At 63.9% G+C, this 19,045-nt stretch carries 20 protein-coding genes; 3 read left to right on the top strand and 17 right to left on the bottom strand.

From position 1 onward, the window contains the following. Positions 1 to 24: 24 nt before the first annotated feature. The 3 genes from rplT to infC are packed head-to-tail and all read right to left on the bottom strand — an operon-like array spanning position 25 to position 1,287. Positions 25 to 411, bottom strand: a complete 387-nt coding sequence (gene rplT / locus EG850_RS03690) for a 50S ribosomal protein L20 (protein WP_124970108.1) — start codon at positions 409 to 411, stop codon at positions 25 to 27. A 40-nt stretch (positions 412 to 451) separates the two neighbouring features. Further along, positions 452 to 646 (bottom strand): 50S ribosomal protein L35, encoded by a 195-nt coding sequence (gene rpmI, locus EG850_RS03685; RefSeq protein ID WP_124970105.1) that lies wholly within the window; start codon positions 644 to 646, stop codon positions 452 to 454. Then, positions 646 to 1,287 carry a translation initiation factor IF-3 gene (gene infC / locus EG850_RS03680; RefSeq protein WP_124970102.1) on the bottom strand — a complete coding sequence of 214 codons (642 nt, stop codon included), beginning with the start codon at positions 1,285 to 1,287 and terminating at the stop codon, positions 646 to 648. Before infC ends, rpmI begins: the two co-directional genes overlap by 1 nt. 294 nt (positions 1,288 to 1,581) lie before the next feature. On the opposite strand from infC, the gene EG850_RS03675 reads away from it, so the two are divergent. Beyond that, entirely contained in the window at positions 1,582 to 1,971 is a 390-nt protein-coding gene (locus EG850_RS03675) for a DUF1844 domain-containing protein (protein ID WP_407920577.1), read from the top strand. 98 nt (positions 1,972 to 2,069) lie between these two features. Here EG850_RS03675 and EG850_RS03670 read toward each other — a convergent pair whose 3' ends face one another. The 7 genes from EG850_RS03670 to EG850_RS03640 form a co-directional block, all read right to left on the bottom strand. Continuing rightward, on the bottom strand, positions 2,070 to 4,589 hold the full coding sequence (locus EG850_RS03670) for an HAD-IC family P-type ATPase (RefSeq protein WP_124970098.1): 2,520 nt from the start codon (positions 4,587 to 4,589) through the stop codon (positions 2,070 to 2,072). Positions 4,590 to 4,598: 9 nt separating this feature from the next. Further along, a complete protein-coding gene (locus EG850_RS03665) occupies positions 4,599 to 5,477 on the bottom strand; it encodes an SseB family protein (RefSeq protein WP_124970095.1) in 879 nt (292 codons plus the stop codon). Between the two features lie 8 nt (positions 5,478 to 5,485). Beyond that, positions 5,486 to 6,235 (bottom strand): bifunctional 1-(5-phosphoribosyl)-5-((5-phosphoribosylamino)methylideneamino)imidazole-4-carboxamide isomerase/phosphoribosylanthranilate isomerase PriA, encoded by a 750-nt coding sequence (priA, locus tag EG850_RS03660; protein ID WP_124970092.1) that lies wholly within the window; start codon positions 6,233 to 6,235, stop codon positions 5,486 to 5,488. Positions 6,236 to 6,394: 159 nt separating this feature from the next. Further along, positions 6,395 to 7,135, bottom strand: coding sequence for an imidazole glycerol phosphate synthase subunit HisH (locus EG850_RS03655; protein ID WP_124970089.1), 741 nt, complete (start codon positions 7,133 to 7,135; stop codon positions 6,395 to 6,397). After that, positions 7,132 to 7,737 carry an imidazoleglycerol-phosphate dehydratase HisB gene (gene hisB, locus EG850_RS03650; RefSeq protein WP_124970086.1) on the bottom strand — a complete coding sequence of 202 codons (606 nt, stop codon included), beginning with the start codon at positions 7,735 to 7,737 and terminating at the stop codon, positions 7,132 to 7,134. The genes EG850_RS03655 and hisB overlap by 4 nt, the downstream gene beginning before the upstream one ends. A gap of 13 nt (positions 7,738 to 7,750) precedes the next feature. Continuing rightward, positions 7,751 to 8,866, bottom strand: coding sequence for a histidinol-phosphate transaminase (locus tag EG850_RS03645; RefSeq protein ID WP_124970083.1), 1,116 nt, complete (start codon positions 8,864 to 8,866; stop codon positions 7,751 to 7,753). 168 nt (positions 8,867 to 9,034) lie between these two features. After that, positions 9,035 to 9,388, bottom strand: a complete 354-nt coding sequence (locus EG850_RS03640; protein WP_124970080.1) for a LysM peptidoglycan-binding domain-containing protein — start codon at positions 9,386 to 9,388, stop codon at positions 9,035 to 9,037. Positions 9,389 to 9,659: 271 nt separating this feature from the next. Between EG850_RS03640 and lexA the strand changes: the two genes are divergently transcribed. Next, a complete protein-coding gene (gene lexA / locus EG850_RS03635; protein WP_124970077.1) occupies positions 9,660 to 10,298 on the top strand; it encodes a transcriptional repressor LexA in 639 nt (212 codons plus the stop codon). A 92-nt stretch (positions 10,299 to 10,390) separates the two neighbouring features. Here lexA and hflX read toward each other — a convergent pair whose 3' ends face one another. Beyond that, positions 10,391 to 12,037, bottom strand: a complete 1,647-nt coding sequence (gene hflX, locus EG850_RS03630) for a GTPase HflX (RefSeq protein WP_124970074.1) — start codon at positions 12,035 to 12,037, stop codon at positions 10,391 to 10,393. Positions 12,038 to 12,149: 112 nt separating this feature from the next. Here hflX and EG850_RS03625 point away from each other — a divergent pair, with 112 nt between their 5' ends. Beyond that, positions 12,150 to 12,758: a class I SAM-dependent methyltransferase gene (locus EG850_RS03625; protein ID WP_124970071.1), complete on the top strand. Its 609-nt coding sequence runs from the start codon at positions 12,150 to 12,152 to the stop codon at positions 12,756 to 12,758. A gap of 84 nt (positions 12,759 to 12,842) precedes the next feature. On the opposite strand, the gene EG850_RS03620 is transcribed toward EG850_RS03625, so the two are convergent. The 6 genes from EG850_RS03620 to EG850_RS03595 all read right to left on the bottom strand — a co-directional run bounded on the left by EG850_RS03620 (position 12,843) and on the right by EG850_RS03595 (position 18,991). Next, positions 12,843 to 13,682, bottom strand: a complete 840-nt coding sequence (locus EG850_RS03620; protein ID WP_124970068.1) for an ABC transporter permease — start codon at positions 13,680 to 13,682, stop codon at positions 12,843 to 12,845. After that, positions 13,682 to 14,632: an ABC transporter permease gene (locus tag EG850_RS03615; RefSeq protein ID WP_124970065.1), complete on the bottom strand. Its 951-nt coding sequence runs from the start codon at positions 14,630 to 14,632 to the stop codon at positions 13,682 to 13,684. Before EG850_RS03615 ends, EG850_RS03620 begins: the two co-directional genes overlap by 1 nt. Next, positions 14,629 to 15,801, bottom strand: a complete 1,173-nt coding sequence (locus EG850_RS03610) for a polyamine ABC transporter substrate-binding protein (RefSeq protein ID WP_124970062.1) — start codon at positions 15,799 to 15,801, stop codon at positions 14,629 to 14,631. The genes EG850_RS03615 and EG850_RS03610 overlap by 4 nt, the downstream gene beginning before the upstream one ends. An 11-nt stretch (positions 15,802 to 15,812) precedes the next feature. Further along, positions 15,813 to 16,994 carry an ABC transporter ATP-binding protein gene (locus tag EG850_RS03605; protein WP_124970059.1) on the bottom strand — a complete coding sequence of 394 codons (1,182 nt, stop codon included), beginning with the start codon at positions 16,992 to 16,994 and terminating at the stop codon, positions 15,813 to 15,815. A gap of 131 nt (positions 16,995 to 17,125) precedes the next feature. Further along, complete coding sequence (gene dapF, locus EG850_RS03600) at positions 17,126 to 18,007, bottom strand: diaminopimelate epimerase (protein WP_124970056.1); 882 nt, start codon at positions 18,005 to 18,007, stop codon at positions 17,126 to 17,128. 81 nt (positions 18,008 to 18,088) lie between these two features. Further along, positions 18,089 to 18,991 carry a LysR family transcriptional regulator gene (locus EG850_RS03595; RefSeq protein ID WP_124970053.1) on the bottom strand — a complete coding sequence of 301 codons (903 nt, stop codon included), beginning with the start codon at positions 18,989 to 18,991 and terminating at the stop codon, positions 18,089 to 18,091. Positions 18,992 to 19,045 lie beyond the last annotated feature (54 nt).

Raw genomic sequence — 19,045 nt, 5'->3', positions numbered from 1 at the left:
GGCCGGTCGAAGTAGTCGTGTGGACTACGCAGCAACCTTCGGTGCCGAGGTGTTCTCGGGCAGCGCGGCCTTGGCCGACTCGACGATGGCGGCGAACACGGCGGGCTCGTTCACGGCGAGCTCGGCGAGGATGCGGCGGTCAACCTCAATACCGGCAAGGCGCAGGCCCTGGATGAACCGGTTGTAGGTGAGGCCGTTCGCACGCGACGCAGCGTTGATGCGCTGGATCCACAGGCGACGGAAGTCACCCTTGCGGTCCTTGCGGTGCGCGTAGTTGTACACGAACGAGTGGGTGACCTGCTCCTTCGCCTTGCGGTAAAGGCGCGAGCGCTGGCCACGGTAACCCGAGGCGCGTTCGAGGATTACGCGACGCTTCTTGTGGGCGTTGACTGCCCGCTTCACACGTGCCATTGCAGTGTTCTCCTAAATTCTTGTGGTGTTTCGGGCGGGCTTACTTGCCCAGCAGCTTCTTGATGACCTTGGCGTCCTGCGGTGCGAGGACCTGGTCCTGGTTCAGGCGAGCCTTGCGGCCGGGTGCCTTCACCTCGAGGTTGTGGCGCATGCCAGCCTGCTGCTTCATGACCTTGCCGGTACCGGTGAGCTTGAAGCGCTTCTTCGTGCCCGAGTGGGTCTTCTGCTTCGGCATCAGTTCTCCTTGGATTCTGCCTGATCGGCGACGTCGGGGGTCGACGGAGCCTCGTGATCAGCGTGCTTCGCTGCGCGAGCCGCTTCTTTTTGCTGGGTGCGTCGGGCGTTCTGTTCGGCCTTCGCCTCAGACTTGTTCTTTACCGGCGCCACGATCATGACCATGTTGCGGCCATCGAGCTTCGGACGGTTTTCTGCGGAGCCGTAGTCGACGACATCCTCAGCGAACTTCTGAAGGAGCTTGAGACCCATTTCGGGACGCGACTGCTCGCGGCCGCGGAACTGGATCATTGCCTTCACCTTGTCACCCGACTCAAGGAAGCTAATTGCGCGCTTGAGCTTGGTGTCGTAGTCGTGCTCATCGATCTTCAGGCGGAAGCGGACCTCCTTGAGGACCGTGTTCGCCTGGTTACGGCGTGCTTCCTTAGCCTTCTGAGCGGCCTCGTACTTGAACTTGCCGTAGTCCATGATCTTGGCCACGGGCGGACGGCTGTTCGGTGAAACCTCGACGAGGTCGAGGTCGGCCTCTTGCGCGAGACGCAGAGCCATCTCGAGCTTGACGACACCGACCTGTTCTCCGCTCGGTCCGACGAGTCGAACTTCATTGGCGCGGATGCGGTCGTTGGTGCGGGGTTCGCTGATGGATTACTCCTTTGCTCGCGTGTGAATTGCTCCACCGGTGAGGAACACAGATTCTCCCCACCCGGCGCGACCGAAGTCGCTGCGCACGCGGCTACCACCCGGCATCCATGTGACAACCAAAGTTGTCAGGATCTCTCTTGCCAATCGGTGACCGGCGGGAGGAGGTGGCGTACCCGGTAACCTTGAGCGGTAGACGCGGGTGGGACGAATCCTCTTGTCTTAGAGTCCGCACAGCAAGTTGCGGTGCAGACACCGTCGTCCAGAATAACAGACTTCATCACTGGAAGGAACACCTTGTCAGATTCGAGTATCCCCGCCGAGGACGCAGCTGCGACCGCCGGAATTGGCTTTGACGATGTCGCTGATGAGACGCGTGACATCGCTGAGGTGCCGGCAGTTGAGCTGATCGCCACGGTGGCCATCCACCTCATGAGCTCGGCAGCCGTGCATCTCGGCCTTGCCGAAGAGGGCGATGAGACCACCGACCTCGACGAGGCACGCAAGGTGATCTCGGCGCTGGCGGGGCTCCTGCAGGGGTCACTCCCCTACCTTGGCGACCATCACGCGCGTCCGCTACGCGATGGTTTGCGCTCGCTGCAGCTTGCGTTCCGCGAGGCATCGACCATCCCGGATGCGATTGGGAAGGGCCCTGGCGAAGAGTTCACCGGCCCAGTCTTCGGTTAGGCCTGGCGGCGGAGGGTCTCGATACGCTTCGCTACTCGACCAACCAGACTATTGGGTGGTCGAGTAGGCCGCAGGCCGTATCGAGGCCCCTCACGCCCCTACTTGCGGCGCCGCGCAGCGATGCGTTGGCGCCGCTCTTGTGTGCGCGCGCTCGAGTCGGCGAGCTCGCGCCCGGTGCGACGGGCGTGCATCCGGCCGTGAATCTCAAGCAGAATCACGCCAACGACACCGGCAATGCCGATCGTCCACCAGAGCTCGGTGGTCGGCCAGGTGTACTCGAGGAACCAGCGCGCGAACGGCACGATGAGCGTGAGGAAGAACACCGTGATCGCACCGATGAGTACTGCAATGAGCACGGGCGCGAATGGTCGGCAGACGAGGCTCAAGATCCAGAGACCAAGAATCGCGAGCACAAAGGATGCCGCCGTCTGCTGCTCCTGAATCGTCGCCGCGGTGAGGCGGCCAACGATCGCCACCGACACAATGCCGAGGGCGACGATGACGCCAGCGGGCACGGCGAATGACACCGCGCGACGGAAGAACCCGGTCACATAGCGGCGATTATTCGGCAGGAGGGCGAGCACGAAGGCCGGCCAACCGATCGTGAAGCCGTCGAGGATCGACATCTGGCGCGGCAGGAACGGGTACTGCCAGAGGAGCGCCCCAAAGATGACGGCGAAAAGAATCGCGTAGGCGGTCTTGGAGAGGTAGAGCATCGAGACGCGCTCGACATTGGCAATCGCCTGTCGCCCCTCACGCACGACATCGGGCATCGCCTGGAACTGGTTGTCGAGCAACGTGAGCCGCGATACCGCGCGGGCAGCCGCTGAGCCGTGGCCCATGGCGATGCCGAGGTCAGCCTCCTTGAGCGCGAGCACATCGTTCACCCCGTCGCCAGTCATGGCGACGACGTGTCCGCGCGATTGCAGCGCCTGCACCATGGCCTTCTTCTGCGTCGGGGTGACCCGACCAAATACACGCTCGTGCTCGAGCACCTCGGCAAGCGCCTCCGGGTCTTCGGGAAGCGTGCGCGCGTCGAAGCCATCGTCATCAGCCTCAATGAGGCCCACTTCGCGAGCCACTGCGGCGACCGTGCGCGGGTCGTCGCCAGAGATCACTCGGAGGTCGACGCCCTCTTCGCGGAAGTAGCGAACGGTGTCGGCGGCGTCGGTGCGGATGCGCTCGCGCAACGACACGGCGAGCGTGCCGATGCGGTCGCTCGGCAGCTGCTCCGACTTCGCCGCCGCTGCATCCAGCACTGTCGGCGAGTAGCACATCGCGATCACGCGGCGGCCCTCATTGCTGAGTTCGTTGACGCGCTCAAGCAGCTCGTCATCCTTGCCGCGCTGCAGAATGATGTCGGGTGCACCGAAGATCCAGGTGCCGGTCGCGGTGCCTGCGGCGACGCTAATGGCCGACCACTTGCGCTGCGACGAGAACGGAATCTGCTCGCTGATGCGCGCCGCGAGCGTTGCCGGGTAGGCCTCGGCGAGGCAGGCAGCCGAGTCATTCGCGCCATCATCGGCGGCGATCGCAGCGAGCGCCTCGTCCCAGCCTGGTTGCGGGTCTGCGGTCGGATGCGTGTCCCAATAGGCCACGCCACCCTCGGTAAGCGTGCCGGTCTTGTCGAAGCAGAGCATGTCGACGCGCGCAAGGCCCTCAACCGCGTGGAGTTCCTGAACGAGCACCTTGCGACGACCGAGCTTGAGCGCCCCAGCAGCAAACGCCACCGAGGTCATGAGGAGGAGCCCGAGCGGCACCATCGCGATCGCGGCCGCAACTGCGCCGACCGCAGCATCGCGCCAGGCATCATTCCCGAGCGCGACACCCCAGCCACCAAAGGCGTTCATCTGGCCATTGACCGCAATGAGCATGACCGGCAAGAGCAAGAACGCGACGATGCGCAGCACCTTGTTGAGGCCGTTGCGAATCTCCGAGTTGACGAGCGAGAAACGCTTGGCCTCGGCGGTGAGCTTGGCGGCAAACGAGTCGGCGCCAACGCGCACGACGAGCGCGGCGCCGTGACCGGCAACGACGATGGCTCCCGAAAGTAGCGGTGCGCCGGTGGCCTTATCAACCGCATCCTCTTCACCGGTGAGGAGCGACTCGTCGACCTGCAGACCGGCCGCACTGAGCACTCGCGCATCGGCGGGCACCTGGTCGCCCGCCCGTACCTGGATGACATCACCGAGCACGAGGTCTTCGCGGGCGATCTCTTCGACTTCGCCCTCGCGCAGTACGCGCGCAAGCGGCGCGTGCAGCACCATGAGGTTGTCGAGTTGCCGCTTCGCTGACGACTCCTGCCAGACACCGATGATCGAGTTGGCGATAGCCGAGAAGCCGAAGATTGCATCCTGCCACCGACCGAGGAAGGCGAGGAGGGTGAAGCAGGCGAGCACGATCAGGTTGAACAGCGTGAAGACGTTCGCCCGCAGAATCGCCCACATCGAGCGGCTCGTTGCCGAGGGCAACTCATTGGTGCCGAACTCCGCACGACTGTGATCGACCTCGGCCCGGGTCATGCCCCGCGCGAGATCGGCGGGCTGCATTTTGGGTACTTCGACTTCGGCCTGAGGCGTCGCTACCTGGGTGGTATCTGCGGGGTCAGCGTGGCGCATTCCATGAGCCTACCGACGGTTGCGCCGCCAGAAACCCCGCCTCCCCGTGGATTCGCCGGAATCGACCGGCTGACCGGGAGTGGTACCGGGGGTTGACCCTCCCCCAGCTGCAATCTGCTCAATTGCGAGGGCGAGCGAGTCGATGCGGGTGACGAGTTCAGCGTTGCTCGAAATGCGTTTGCTGATGCTGGCGAGTAGCTCTTGACGCGCCGGCGCATCCAGTTCGTCGGCAATGAGCGCGACAATTTCGAGTTCCGGGCCGGCAAAGCGGGCTTGCGGGTCGCCGGGTCGCAGATCGATGCCTTGGATGCGCGGGTCGACGTCGAGGAGGGCTGTCGCGCTATCGAGCACGACCTGATCGCGCCATGGTTCGAGGTATGGGTCGCCCTGGGCAATCGCCCAGACTGCCGGACGGCGCACGACAAACTCCGTGTCACTGCCGGGGTCGAGGATGAGCAGGTCAGTCTGTTCCTCAACCGTCGCGAGTGCCGCGCGGCGGGCGTCGACCGGTACCGGCCGGGCCTGCGCATCCCAGCGTTGCATGGCAGCGGTCGATGAAAACACCGGCACGATGCCGCGTCCATCGGGACCGGCCACCGTCACGATGGAGAGGTCGGCCGACTTGTCGACGGTCATCCCCTGCTCGTTCGTGCCCGCTTCGCCAAGTTCGGCGACGAGAGGCACGAGCAGCCGCACCTCGCGCAGGGCGTCAATAACTGCACTGCTCGGCGCTTCACCGGCGTGGAAAGCTGCCAGCGCGGTGAGGAGCGATTCGGGCGCCGAGCCATCGTCGTCCTGCCACGGGTTATCGCTGAAGGTGCGGCCAGCCCAGGGCTGACCGGCGGAATCAGTGAGATGGCCGTGGAGGTGCGGTGGAATCTCGACCATTGTTACGACTAGTCGCCGGCGACGTCGAGCGCTTCACGAAGCGTGAAGGCCCCGGCGTAGAGCGCCTTGCCAACGATCGCGCCTTCGAGGCCGAGCGGCACGAGCTCGCGCAGGGCGGCGATGTCGTCGAGGTTGGCGACACCACCCGAGGCGATGACCGGGCGGTCAGTGCGTTCCATGATTGCCTTGAGGAGCTCAAGGTTCGGGCCCTTGAGCGTGCCGTCCTTGGTGACGTCGGTGACGACGTATCGGGCACAGCTTGCTGCCTCGAGGCGGTCGAGTACCGTCCAGAGGTCACCGCCGTCGCGGGTCCAGCCACGAGCCGCGAGGGTCGTGCCGCGCACGTCGAGGCCGACGGCGATGAGTTCGCCGTAGTGGCTGATGGCGGCAGCTGCCCACTCGGGGTTCTCGAGGGCCGCGGTGCCGAGGTTGATGCGCTTGACGCCCATTTCGACGGCGCGCTCAAGCGACTCGTCATCGCGGATGCCGCCCGAGAGTTCGACCTGCACGCGGCCCTTCATCGCACGAATGACGCGGCGAATGACGGCGCGGTTCTCACCACGGCCAAAGGCGGCGTCGAGGTCGACGAGGTGAATCCACTCGGCACCCTGCTCGGCCCAATCCGAGGCCGCGTCAACCGGGTCCCCGTACGAGGTCGCGCTATCCGCTTCGCCCTGGACAAGCCGAACGGCCTTGCCGTCGGCGATGTCGACAGCGGGGAAAAGGGTGAGGGTAGGCGAGGTGTTGAATTCGCTCACAACGGTTTCCTTCTGGTTTGCGGGCTGCGCGGTGATGCGCTGCTGCGCGAAAGCGGTTCGCCGAGACCGGCGATGACGTAGCGGGTGCGGGATGCGCACCACCGATCAGCCTAGCGGGTCGCTACTGGGGAGGGTTTGGTGCTCGAGCGAGCCGTGCGTCTAGCGGAGCGAGTCGACCCAGTTTCGTAGCAGCTGAATGCCCGCCTCGCCCGACTTCTCGGGGTGGAATTGCGTGGCCGTGAGCGGACCGTTTTCGACCGCGGCAAGGAAGCGCTCGCCGTAGGTCGAATAGGTCTTCCGAATCGGCTCGGCGTAGGGAATTTCTTCGTCAAGGTTGATCTCGGTGGCACCGAAGCTGTGCACGAAGTAGAAGCGTTCCTCTTCCACACCCTTGAAGAGCGTCGATCCTTCAGCCACGTCGACCGTGTTCCAACCCATATGCGGCAAGATTTCGGCGCGCAGGCGACGCACTGTGCCCGGCCACTGGTCGAGGCCAGCAATACCGTCGTCAACCGACGCTTCGAGTTCATCCCACCAGAACTCATCCGCGTTCTTTGCGTGGGCACGGCGGGGCTCGTCGACACTTGCGAGCTGAGGCGTCGTCGGCTCGAGACCTTCGAGTCCGCGGCCGAACATCACCTGCATCCCGACACAAATACCGAGCACCGGTCGGCCACCGGCAAGGCGGCGATCGATGATGCGCGGGCCCTGGGCTGCCTCGAGCGCGGTCATGACCGCGCCGAAGCTCCCCACGCCAGGAACCAGCAGACCGTCGGCGTTGACCGCGCGCTCGGTGTCGGCAGTGAGTTCTACCCGCGCGCCAGCGGCTTCAAGCGCCTTGACTGCGGAATGCACATTGCCCGACTCATAGTCGAGCACGACGACGTCTGGTCGGCTCACAGGGCACCCTTCGTGGACGGCACACCGTCGACCTCAGCATCGAAGCGCTTCGCAGCGCGGAACGCACGTGCGAACGCCTTGAACTCCGCCTCAGCAATGTGGTGCGGGTCGCGGCCTTCGAGCACACGAATGTGCACGGTGAGGCCCGCGTGGAAGGTGATCGCCTCGAACGCGTGGCGCACCATCGACCCGGTGAAGTGTCCGCCAATGCGGTGGAACTCGAACCCGGCCGGCTCCCCCGAGTGCACGAGGAAGGGGCGTCCCGAAATGTCGACTACACACTGCGCGAGCGCCTCATCAAGCGGCACGAGCGCGTCACCGTAGCGCGCAATACCGCGCTTGTCGCCGAGCGCCTCGCGGATCGCCTGGCCGAGCACAATCGCCGTGTCTTCGATGGTGTGGTGCTCGTCGATGTGCACGTCGCCGACGGCCTTGATCGTGAGGTCACTCAGCGAGTGCTTTGCAAACGCGGTGAGCATGTGATCGTAGAACGGGACTCCGGTGTCAATGTCGCTGCGTCCGGTGCCGTCGAGGTTGATCGTGAGGTCGATCTTCGATTCGCTCGTCTCGCGGCTGGCGGTAGCGATGCGATTTCCGGTCATGGTGGTGATTCTCCTAGGCCTCGGCCGGCGCGGTGGCGCGCAGCTCGGGTCGGGTGCGAGTGATCTCTTCGAGTGCGTCGAGGAAGGCGCTGGTCTCGTCTTCAGTTCCGGCGGTCACCCGCAGGCATCCGGGCAGACCATTGTCGCGGATGAGGATGGAGCGGCGGTAGAACTCCTCGAACATTTCGTTCGGGTCACTCACCCCGCCGAACATGACGAAGTTCGCTTCAGTGCGGTAGACGCGGTAGCCGAGCGCGGCGATCTCGCGCACGAGGCGGTCGCGCTGCACACGGATGCGGTCAACCTCGCCGAGCATGATGTCGGCGCATTCGAGCGCACCGATTGCCGCGGCCTGCGTGATCGCAGAGAGGTGATACGGCAGGCGCACGAGGCGAACCGCATCGACGACGGCGGGGTCAGCGGCAAAGTAGCCCAAACGCGCACCCGCATAGGCGAATGCCTTCGACATGGTGCGGCTCACGATGAGCCGCGGACGGCCCGGTAGCAGCTCAAGCGCCGAGGGCACGCCGTCGGGCTTGAACTCGCCATAGGCCTCATCGACGATGACGACACCGTCGGTTGCCTCGTAGGCGGCCTTGATGGTGTCGAGATCGACGGGCGTGCCAGTGGGGTTGTTGGGCGAGCAGAGGATGAGCACATCTGGGCGGTGAGCTGCAACCTCGCGTGCCGCCGTTTCGGGCGAGAGCTCGTAGTCAGCATCGCGTTCGACCGCGATCCACTCGCTGCCGACGCCGGCTGAGAGCAACGGGTACATCGAGTACGTAGGACCGAAGCCCATGACCTTGCGGCCGGGGCCAGCGAATGCCTGGAGCAGGTGCTGAAGCACCTCGTTCGAACCGTTGGCTGCCCAAATCTGGGATGCCTCGACGCCGTGTCCGAGGTAATCCGCGAGCTTTTCGCGGAGCTGCACAAACTCACGGTCGGGGTAGCGGTTGAGTCCCGGGAGGACCTCTCGAATCGACTTCATCACATGGTCAACGACTGCCTCGGGAACATCGAATGGGTTCTCGTTGACATTGATCGAGACCCGGACATTTTCCTGCGGCGCACCGTAGGGGCGCTGCCCGCGAAGGTCATCGCGGATGGGCAGTTCGTCGAGAGTGGTCATTCCGCCATTCTAGGCCGGTTCGCGAGGGCGTGAACGCACACCGAGGGCGCGGAACCCCGGTGGTTCCGCGCCCCGCACGGTGGTGGTGGTTGCGTGGGGTCAAATCCGAGCCGACGCCGTGTCGCCGCCTCGGACGCTTAGAAATTCAGACGTCGAGAAACTGTGTGCCTAGAAGTTCGGCAGAGCGATGCGCTGACCAGCTTGCACCGAGGCCGTAGAGAGGTTGTTGAGGCGCATGATCTCGTGCACGACATCGCGGATATCGCGATTACCGGCGATCTCTTCGCTGATCGACCAGAGCGATTCGCCGCCGAGCACGGTGCGCCACTCGTATTCGACCGTTTCGCCCGCCGCGATCGAGCTGTCGCCGGCGAATGCGGCCGGGATCTGGGCAAGGCCAATGCCAATGCCGAGACCGATCGGCGCCAGAAGCAGGCTTGCCAGCACCCGACGTCCACGCACCGTGAGCCGGAGGCCGGCGGCAGTGGAGCGACCGTTCATGGGCTGAGTGATGGTTGACATGGGATTCTCCTTCTGTGACATTCGCTATTCGAACATCTGTTTCGAATCTACTTTCGATTTTGCCGCCGCGCAACCCCAGTTTCGAGAAGAAGTTCAACGACACGCTCGAATAGATGTTTGTTCGGCGGCACCGCCTCAACTACCGTGGAAGCAGGTGCAGAAAGAGCAGACCATGAGCCTCCGACATCGGCGGCGACGGCGAGATCCACTGCATCCGAAACCCGCAGCACCCATCCACTCAGCCAGCTACCGCACCGGCGAGGAGTTCACCATGACCGACGTTCGCAAGCCACTGTCCAAGGTCCAGGAACGCGTGCTTGGCGCCATCGCTGAACACATTGCGCAGCACGGGTTCGCCCCGACCATCCGCGAGATTGGCGACGCTGCTGGGCTCGCCTCGCTTTCGTCGGTGTTCTACCAGCTCGGCCAACTCGAGAAGCTGGGCTACCTTCGCCGCAATTCAAATCAGGCGCGCACTATCGAACTGCTCGTCGACGTGCCGACTTCAGACCAGCCCGATGCCCCGACACCCGGCCCCGCCGTCATGGTGCCGGTAGTCGGCCGCATTGCCGCGGGCATCCCGATTACTGCCGAGCAGCAGGTGGAAGACATCTTCCCGCTCCCCAAGCAGCTCGTGGGTGACGGCGAACTCTTTCTCTTGCAGGTCGTCGGCGACTCGATGATTGATGCCGCGATCTGCGATGGTGACTGGGTGGTCGTGCGGCAGCAGCGCAGCGCATCAAACGGCGAGATCGTCGCCGCGATGCTCGATGGCGAGGCGACGGTGAAGACGTTCCGCCAGCGCGACGGTCACACCTGGCTACTCCCCCGCAACTCGGCCTTCGAGCCGATCCTCGGCGACCACGCCGAGGTGCTCGGCAAGGTCGTTGCGGTGTTGCGTTCGGTCTAGAGGCTTCGAGAGCCTCAGCACGAGCGCTTCGAGAGCCTCAGCGCACGGAGTTAGCCTCAGCACACGGAGTTAGCCTCAGCACACGGAGCCGGTTAGAGCTCGCGGCGCGGGAGGTCGATCACTCGCTCGGGCGCGGGCTGTTCGAGTCCGTGCGGCTTGCGCTTCACCCCGGGCTGACGCCCGGCCGGGGCCGGCTCGCCACCAACGCGGTACGGCTCAAACATGCCCAATTGATCAGGATGCACGCGCGCACGCAAGTGCGTGCCATCCGACTCGTGTGATTGCGTAATCACGCCGCCACGATTGTGGACGAGCGAAACGAGGTCGCCGTGGTCAAACGGAATGACGAGCTCAATCTCCACGTCAAGCACCGGCAACATCTCGGCGATGCGCTCGAGGAGCGCATCCACACCGGCCCCGGTTCGCGCCGAGACGAACATGCTGCCTGGTTCGAGCCCACGCAATTCAATGCGGCGCTCTTCATCCACGAGATCAGCCTTGTTAAACACGATGAGTTCGGGGATATCGCGCGCTTCGATCTCGCCAATCACTTCGCGCACCGTCTGAATCTGCCCAGCCGGGTCGGGGTGCGCGGCATCGACGACGTGCACGAGCACATCCGATTCGGCAACCTCCTCGAGCGTCGACCGGAACGCCTCCACGAGCTGGTGCGGCAGATTACGCACGAAGCCAACCGTGTCGGCAAGGGTGTACGGCAAGCCGTCGGGAGTTTCAGTGCGCCGCACCGTTGCATCCAGCGTCGCGAAGAGCTGGTTCTCAACGAGCACACCAGCGCGGGTGATGCGGTTGAGCAACGACGACTTCCCGGCGTTCGTGTAACCAACGATCGCCACCGCAGGCACGAGGTTGCGGCCGCGGCGGGCACGCTTCGTGTCGCGCGCCGTCTTCATCCCGGCGATCTCGCGGCGTAACTTCGCCATGCGAATGTGGATGCGGCGACGGTCAAGTTCGAGCTTCGTCTCACCAGGACCGCGTGAACCCATACCGGCACCGCCGGACACCTGGCCACCCGCCTGACGCGACATCGACTGACCCCAGCCGCGAAGACGCGGAAGCAGGTACTCGAGCTGCGCGAGTTCGACCTGGGCCTTACCTTCGCGGCTCTTCGCATGCTGGCTGAAGATGTCGAGGATCACCGCAGTGCGATCAATCACCTTGACCTTGACCGCATCTTCGAGAGCACGACGCTGGCTCGGCGCGAGTTCGGTGTCGGCGATGACCGTGTCTGCACCGGTTGCGACGACGATTTCGCGAAGCTCCTCAGTCTTGCCACGACCGAGATAGGTGGCCGGGTCGGGATGCGGCTTCCGCTGCAAGACACCATCGAGCACGACGGCGCCAGCGGTCTCGCAAAGCGCTGCGAGCTCTTGCAAGGAGTTCTCGGCGTCGCGCTGCGATCCCGCCGAATAGACGCCAATGAGCACGACCTTCTCCAGGCGCACCTGGCGGTACTCAACTTCGGTGACGTCTTCAAGCTCGGTTGAGAGCCCGTCAACTCGCTGCAGCGAGGCACGCTCGGCGCGCTCGAGCTGCAAGCCGTCGACTTCATCGCTCGACCGTTCGTCGTTATCGGCCATGAGCGCTTCCGCTCGACCGGCTGAAAACACGGTGGTGCGCCCGCGCTGTGATTCATCACGCGACAGGATGCGATCGATCACATCATCCGCATCGTTGCGGGACGTGTCTTCGGAATTCTGGGGCTCAAGTTGATCTGCCATGTGCCCGCCAGTCTACGCACGAGCACCCAATTGGGGCGCTCGCGTTCGCCCAGGGCGGCACCGCGTGCATGCGAGGGAAAGAATTCGCGCGCGAAAGTCTAGGCTCGTGCACATGTCGGAGCACTATTTCGAGGCGAACCCCTCAGCTGATCTCACGCGGCGCGAACTCAATGTCACCCTGCGGGGACGCGAAGTTGAGGTGGTTTCCGCCAATGCGGTGTTCAGCGGCGACCGACTCGACAAGGCCACGCGCATCCTGCTTGATGAGGTGCCCGAGCCGCCCGCCACCGGCACCGCCCTCGACATCGGCTGCGGCTGGGGTCCGATCACGCTCGCGCTCGGCCTTGCCTCGCCCGAACTCGAGGTATGGGCAATTGACGTGAATGAGCGTGCGCTCGCCCTCACCGCCGAAAATGCGCAGCGTCTCGGCCTCAGCCACGTGCAGGCGGTCACACCCGATCAGGTACCGGCCGGCATCGAGTTCGACGTCATCTGGTCGAACCCACCGATTCGCATCGGCAAGCAGGCGCTCGATGAGCTGCTCGGCACCTGGCTCCCCCGGCTCGCACCGGGTGGCGAGGCGTGGCTGGTAGTGGGCAAGAATCTCGGCGCCGATTCGCTTCAGCGTCGACTTGCCGAATCGCTCGGGGATGAGTTCGAGGTGCGGCGCGCGACAACGAGTGGCGGCTTCCGCATCCTGGTGGTCGCGCGCGACGAGTAGTTGAGCAGCAACCCTAATCCGCTCGGTCCCGACTATTCCGCGCGTTGCAGCGCGCGGAATAGTCGGGACCGAGCGGATTAGCGGCTAGGCCGCCATGGTGCGGGCGATATCAGCAGTCGATTCACCTGAGCGACGCAGCACAATGGCGACGAGGGCGAGCGCCACGATCGTGAGCACAATCATCACCGTCGACATCGCGGCGATCTCGGGTCGCAACCCGGTCTTCAGCGACGACAGGATGTAGACCGGCCACGGAGTCGAGCCCGACACCTGCACGAACGACGCAATCACCGTGTTGTCGAGCGAGAGCGTGAAGCTGAGGAGCGCACCCGAAAGTACGGCCGGCATTGCGAGCGGCAACGTCACCTTACGGAAGGTCGTGAACGGCGAGGCATAGAGGTCGGCGCTTGCCTCCTCAAGCTTCGCATCGAGGCCCTCAAACCGCGCGCGCACAATGAACGACACGAGCGCCGTGGCGAAGAGTGTATTACCGACGATGAGACGCACGATGCCGTCATTGAACGGTGCGAGGTAGAAGTCCTGACCGAGCATGACGAACCAGGGCAGCAAGGCCACCGCATCCACAATTTCGGGGGTCACCGTGACAATCGCGAGCCCGGCCACGAGCCAGGGCGCCCACTTACCACCGTGACGCGCAAGCGCAAGCCCGGCAAGGGTGCCGAGTGCGGTCGCGACGATCGCCGCACCGATCGCAGCGCGCAGCGTCACCCACACCGAGTTCATGATCTGCGGTGAACTGAACGCCGCCTCATAGGGGCCGAAGCCGAACTCTCGCCACGAGACGAGCAGGCGTCCGTCGTTGAACGAGTAGATGATGATCATCACGATCGGCAGGAACAGGAAGATGAAGACAAGCACCGCCCAGATGCCGAACACCCGGTCGGCCGATTTAGCGCGCGACATTACGCATCCTCCTTCAGCGTGAGGCTCCAGTGCCGCTTAAACGGCAGGGCGATGAGCTTGGTGATGAGCCAGATGATCGCGCCGATCGCGAGCACCGTGATGACGAGAAGTACCGCCATCGCCGAGCCGAGCGCCCAGTTCTGCGCGTTCTGAAATTGGCTCGCGACAAGCTGACCGATCATCATGCCCTGCGCACCGCCGAGCACGGTCGGCGTGATGTAGTCGCCCATGAGCGGGATGAACACGAACAGGATCGCGATGAGAATGCCCGGCCACGCAAGCGGCAGCGTCACCCGCAGGAAGGTGCCGATGCGGCTCGCACCGAGGTCGGCACTTGCTTCGCGCAACGGGCCGGCGACGCGGTCAAAGGCAACGAACAGCGGCAGGATCATCATCGGCAGGTAGTTGTAGACCACACCGAGGAGCACCGCCTCACGGGTGTTGAGCATCGCGAGTGGGCTTTGCAGCAGGCCGGAGTTCTGCAGGGCCTGCGAGAGCCAGCCCTCCGGGGCCAGGATGATCTGCCAACCGATCGTGCGGACGAGCAGGTTTGTCCAGAACGGCACCATCACGAGCGCGAGATAGAGGCCACGGCGGCTTGGCTTCGCCTTGAGGGCAAGCCAGTAGGCAAATGGCAGCGCGATGATCAAGCAGAACAGCGTGCCGAGGAGCGCAATACCGATGCTGTTCCAGAGCACCGAGGCGTTCGACCCGGTGAGCCCTTCGACGTAACGGTCGAAGGTGAAGACATCGTTCGAGTGGGTGCCGAACACGCTCGGCTTACGGCCGAACGAGTAGTAGAAGACCAGGCCCACCGGCAGCAGCGAGAACAGGATGATCCACGCTGCTGTCGGCAGGGCAAGCAGTGCACCGAATCCGCGCCGCTTCCGGTTCGCGGCCGGTGCCGTGTCCGCAGGCTTCTGCGTCGTGGTGACACTGCCAGAGGTCATTGGGCGGCCCGGGCCTTCATCTTGTTCCAGATGTCGACGAAGCGATCCTGGCTTTCGGTCACCTCAACGGGCTTGAGGTTGGCGACCTGCTCGGCTGAGAAGAAGATCATGTCGGGGTATTCGACACCAGCTTCTTCGGCGAGCTCACGCTGCCCGATGGCACCGGTGTCGCTCCCGACATATTCCATCTGTTGGAAGGCGATCTCGGGGTCAAGCACGAAGTTGATGAAGGCGTGGGCAGCGTTCGGGCTCTTCGCACCGGCGGCAATCGCCCAGTTGTCCATCCAGAGTTCGCTCTCGGGGCCACCACCCGACCAGGCCCAGCGCTCGGGGTCGCCACTTTCCATGATGCCCAGGCGCGCATCGTTGTTCCACGCCTGGAAGAGCATCTGGGTGCCCTGCACGATGCCGCCCGAACCCGGGTAGGAGTCGAATGTCGAGATGTGCGGCGCGAGTTGCTCGACGAGGAAGGTCTCGGCCTCGTCGAAGTGCGCGGCGTTGTTGTCGTTCGTGCTGTAACCCTTTGACCAGAAGTAGCAACCGATGATGCCCTGCGGGTCATCGAGCATGCTCGTCTTGCCCGACGCTTCGTTCATGGCAGCGTCGAAGAAGTCGTCCCAGGTCTTGAGTTCGCGGCCGATGGCTTGCTTGTCGTAGACGAAGCCGGTCGTGCCCCACGACTTACAGATCGAGTATTCGTTGTTCGGGTCCCAGGGCTGCTTGAGGAACTCCGGCGACACGTGCTGAATATTCGGGATGAGGTCGAGGTTGAGCTTTTCGAGGAGGCCCGCGTTCACCATCTCGGCGATGTAGACGCCGGTCGGTACGACGATGTCGTAGCCACTCGTACCGCGCGAACTGGTCAGCTTCGCGATGAGCTCTTCGTTCGATCCGAACGAGTCAACGGTCATGCGCACGCTGTTGTCGGCCTGGAATTGCTCGAGCACATCTGGCGAGTCATAGTCGCCCCAGGTGTACATGGCGAGCGTGTCTTCGATCGTGCCGTCACCGGCATTCGAGCCACCACCCGGTGCGGCGCAGGCGGCGAGCGCGCCTGCGGTACCGAAGGCGCCGAGCGCTCCGAGGAAGGCACGACGTGAGAGCGCGGCGCGAATACGCGGGGCGGCTTCGGCGCTGGCGAGGATGCGGATGGGGTCAGGCGTGTTCATCGTTCCAGTCCTTAGATGCTCGAGATTTCAGTGGTGGTGAGGTTCTCGTCGACGGCGCGGTGCAGATCGGCGGGGCCCTCGTCTTCGGCGAAGAGGCGCACGTCTTCGGGCGCCCAGGATGCGGTGATGCGGTCACCGAGTTGAAGGCCGGCTCGGTCGGCTACGGGTCGGCGGGACGAAATGGTTCGGCCGCCGGGGATCTCGACGAGGAATTGCATCGACTCGCCCTGGTGCGCGATGCCGACGAGTTCGCCTTCGACGCGATTGACATCGCTGGATGCGGTGCCCTGCGTTGGTTCGATGCGCACGAATTCGGGGCGCACGGCACCGCGGACCCTGGTGCCCGCACGCAACGCGATGGGCCGGGTTGCGGCGAGGCCAAAGCCATCGGCACGCATCTCATCTGCTGATTCGAGCACGCCCTCAAAGAAGTTCTGTTGGCCGATGAAGGCGGCGACGTAGGCACTCGCCGGGGAGTCGTAGATCGTGTCGGGATCGTCGAGCTGCTCGATCTTGCCATCACGCATGATCGCGATGCGGTCGCTCATCGAAAGTGCCTCACCCTGATCGTGGGTAACGAAGACGAACGTCGTACCGAGTTGCTGTTGCAGGAGCTTGAGCTCGATCTGCATCTCTTCGCGGAGCTTGCGGTCGAGGGCGCCGAGCGGCTCGTCGAGGAGGAGCACCGCCGGGCGGTTGACGAGGGCGCGAGCCAGTGCCACGCGCTGCTGCTGACCACCAGAAAGCAAATTGGGCTTGCGGTCAGCGAATGTGCGCATTTGCACCATGTCGAGCGCTTCTGAGACCTTGTCGCGGATTTCGCTGCGCGGAGTCTTTCGCTGTTGCAATCCGTAGGCGACATTCTCGGCGACGGTCATATGCGGAAAGAGCGCGTATTGCTGGAACACGGTATTGGTATTCCGCTTATAGGCGGGCAAGCCAACAACATTCTTGCCAGCAAGTTCGATAGATCCAGAGTCTGGGTCGTCAAATCCCGCGATCATGCGCAGGGTCGTGGTCTTACCGCATCCAGATGGGCCCAAGAGCGAGAGAAACTCGCCCGAGTGAATATCGAGCGAAAGATCATTGACCGCAACATGGTCGCCGAATCGCTTAGTGATATTGCGCAGTCGAACTGAGCCCGTGTCGGCTGAATCCGACGGCGGGGCCGCGTGGCTGGCAGATGGGCTCATGGATGGAGTCCTTCCGATTGCTTCATTGCAAGGGGAACTCCATTATGCATGACGTTCGTTTAGAGGGACGGCACAACGCGACGATTTCCACAATTTTTGTGGTTTTCTACTTCACTACCGAAGTAGACCGACTATCCGGTCGTGAAATCGAATTCGCCGTCGAATACGAGTGAGGCCGGACCGCTGAGGAGCACATGCTCACCGTCTTCACCGTGCAACATGCGCACGCCAAGCACTCCCCCGGGAACTTCGACGCGCCAGACATTCGGCGCGCCGACTCCGGCCCAATGCCGCACCGCGAGCGCCGTGGCAGCGACGCCGGTGCCGCACGAAAGCGTTTCGCCAACGCCGCGTTCGTAAACACGCATACGGACGTTCCCTACACCGCTCTCGACCATCGGGTCGAGCGGCACGACAAACTCGACATTGGCGCCCGCCGGAGGCACCGGATCGAGGGCGGGCTGAGAGAAAAGCTCCAAATCTTCGAGCTCTTCGGCACTTGCGAGTGCCACCACGACGTGGGGATTGCCAAGGTCGAGGCCGAGCCCTGGTCGCGCGACTTCAATACCGTCCGCGTGCACGAGCGGTTCACCTCCGGCGAGCCGCCAGCGCCCAAGATCGACCTCATAGCCAAGTTCATGCCGCGTCACGAGCTTGATACCCGCGCGGGTACCGATGGCGAGCATCCCGTCGGCGTCGAAGTCGGTGAAACCTCGTTCGAGCAAGAAGTGGGCGTAGGCGCGAACACCGTTACCGCACATCTCAGCCACCGAGCCGTCGGCGTTCGTGTAGTCCATGAACCACTCGGCGCTCGGGTCGATCTCGAGCAGGTCGCGACCGAGTTCGAGGTGTTTGCTGCGCACTGCACGAATGACCCCGTCGCCACCCACACCAAAGTGCCGATCGCTGAGCTGTCGGATGTGCTCAGGCGCAAGGTCAATGGCACCGTCAGGGTCGGCGATGACGACGAAATCGTTGCCGGTGGCCTGGGTCTTCGTGAAAGCGAGACGCATGGGGTCAATCGTAGGCGTCACGGTGACCCGAGCGCGCTGTGGCAATCGACGCAGTGTGCTGAGGAGCTCGAACCGCAGCACTTAGCGACCCGCAAACACCTCCGTCAGCACGTCAAGCACTCCGCGCACACTCTCCCGCTCGAGCGATCCGCGTCGCACGATCGCGACGACGTCACGCACCGACTCCCCCGGCAACGTCGCCGTGACCACTTCACGGGGATACATGCGGAGCATGAGCGGCGTTGCGAGTGTCACCCCGAGCCCACTTTCTGCCATGGCAATCGATACGGCCGTGTCGGTGACCAGGTGGGCGATATTAGGCTCGATACCAGCCGCAGCGCAGGCGAGCCGGGTCGCACGCCCGAATTCCGACGAGCCTGGCGGCAGAATCCAGCCGGTCGCATTCGCTACCTCAACCACATTCTCGCTTTTGCGGAGGGGCTCGAGCGATGGCGTGAGCACAATGCGAAACGGCTCACGTCGCAGCGGCACGGTCGTGACCCCCTGCGGCAGCGCGGTCGGCGCAGCCGGGTAGGCAACACCGAGTGCGAGATCGATTTCACGCGCCGCCACCGCCTCGGGCATACGCTCCACGTCAACCTCGTGGGCGTGAAGGGTGACGTTCGGCATCTGCTCGGCAAGGCGACGCGTCGTCGGCAAGATCGCAGCAACCGCCGCCGAGCCAAACACACCAAGGTCGACTCGCAATTGTTGCCCGCTCAGTGGTCCTGATAGCGCGATCGAGGCGAGCCGTTCAGCCTCAAGCAATCGCCGCGCATGCGAGAGCAATGTGCGCCCCGAATCACTGAGTTCGATGGCCCGGCCGTCACGTACAAATAGCGGCACCCCGCAGGCCTGTCCGAGCGCCTGCATTTGCTGCGAGATCGCGCCAGTGGTGTAGCCAAGCGCCTGCGCAGCGGCCGTCATGCTGCCAGCTTCGGCCACGGCGAGAAAGGTGCGGAGCTGGTCGAGAGTCCACTTCATTTAGCCAGACTAAACGATTTACTCAATATCTCTCGCTTGTGCTCAAGCATCGGC

It is taken from the genome of Gulosibacter macacae (assembly GCF_003865375.1).
In the GTDB taxonomy this organism is placed as follows: Bacteria; Actinomycetota; Actinomycetes; order Actinomycetales; family Microbacteriaceae; genus Gulosibacter; species Gulosibacter macacae.
Note: the sequence above shows the minus strand (reverse complement) of the source record. Positions and strands in the feature narration are given on the sequence as shown.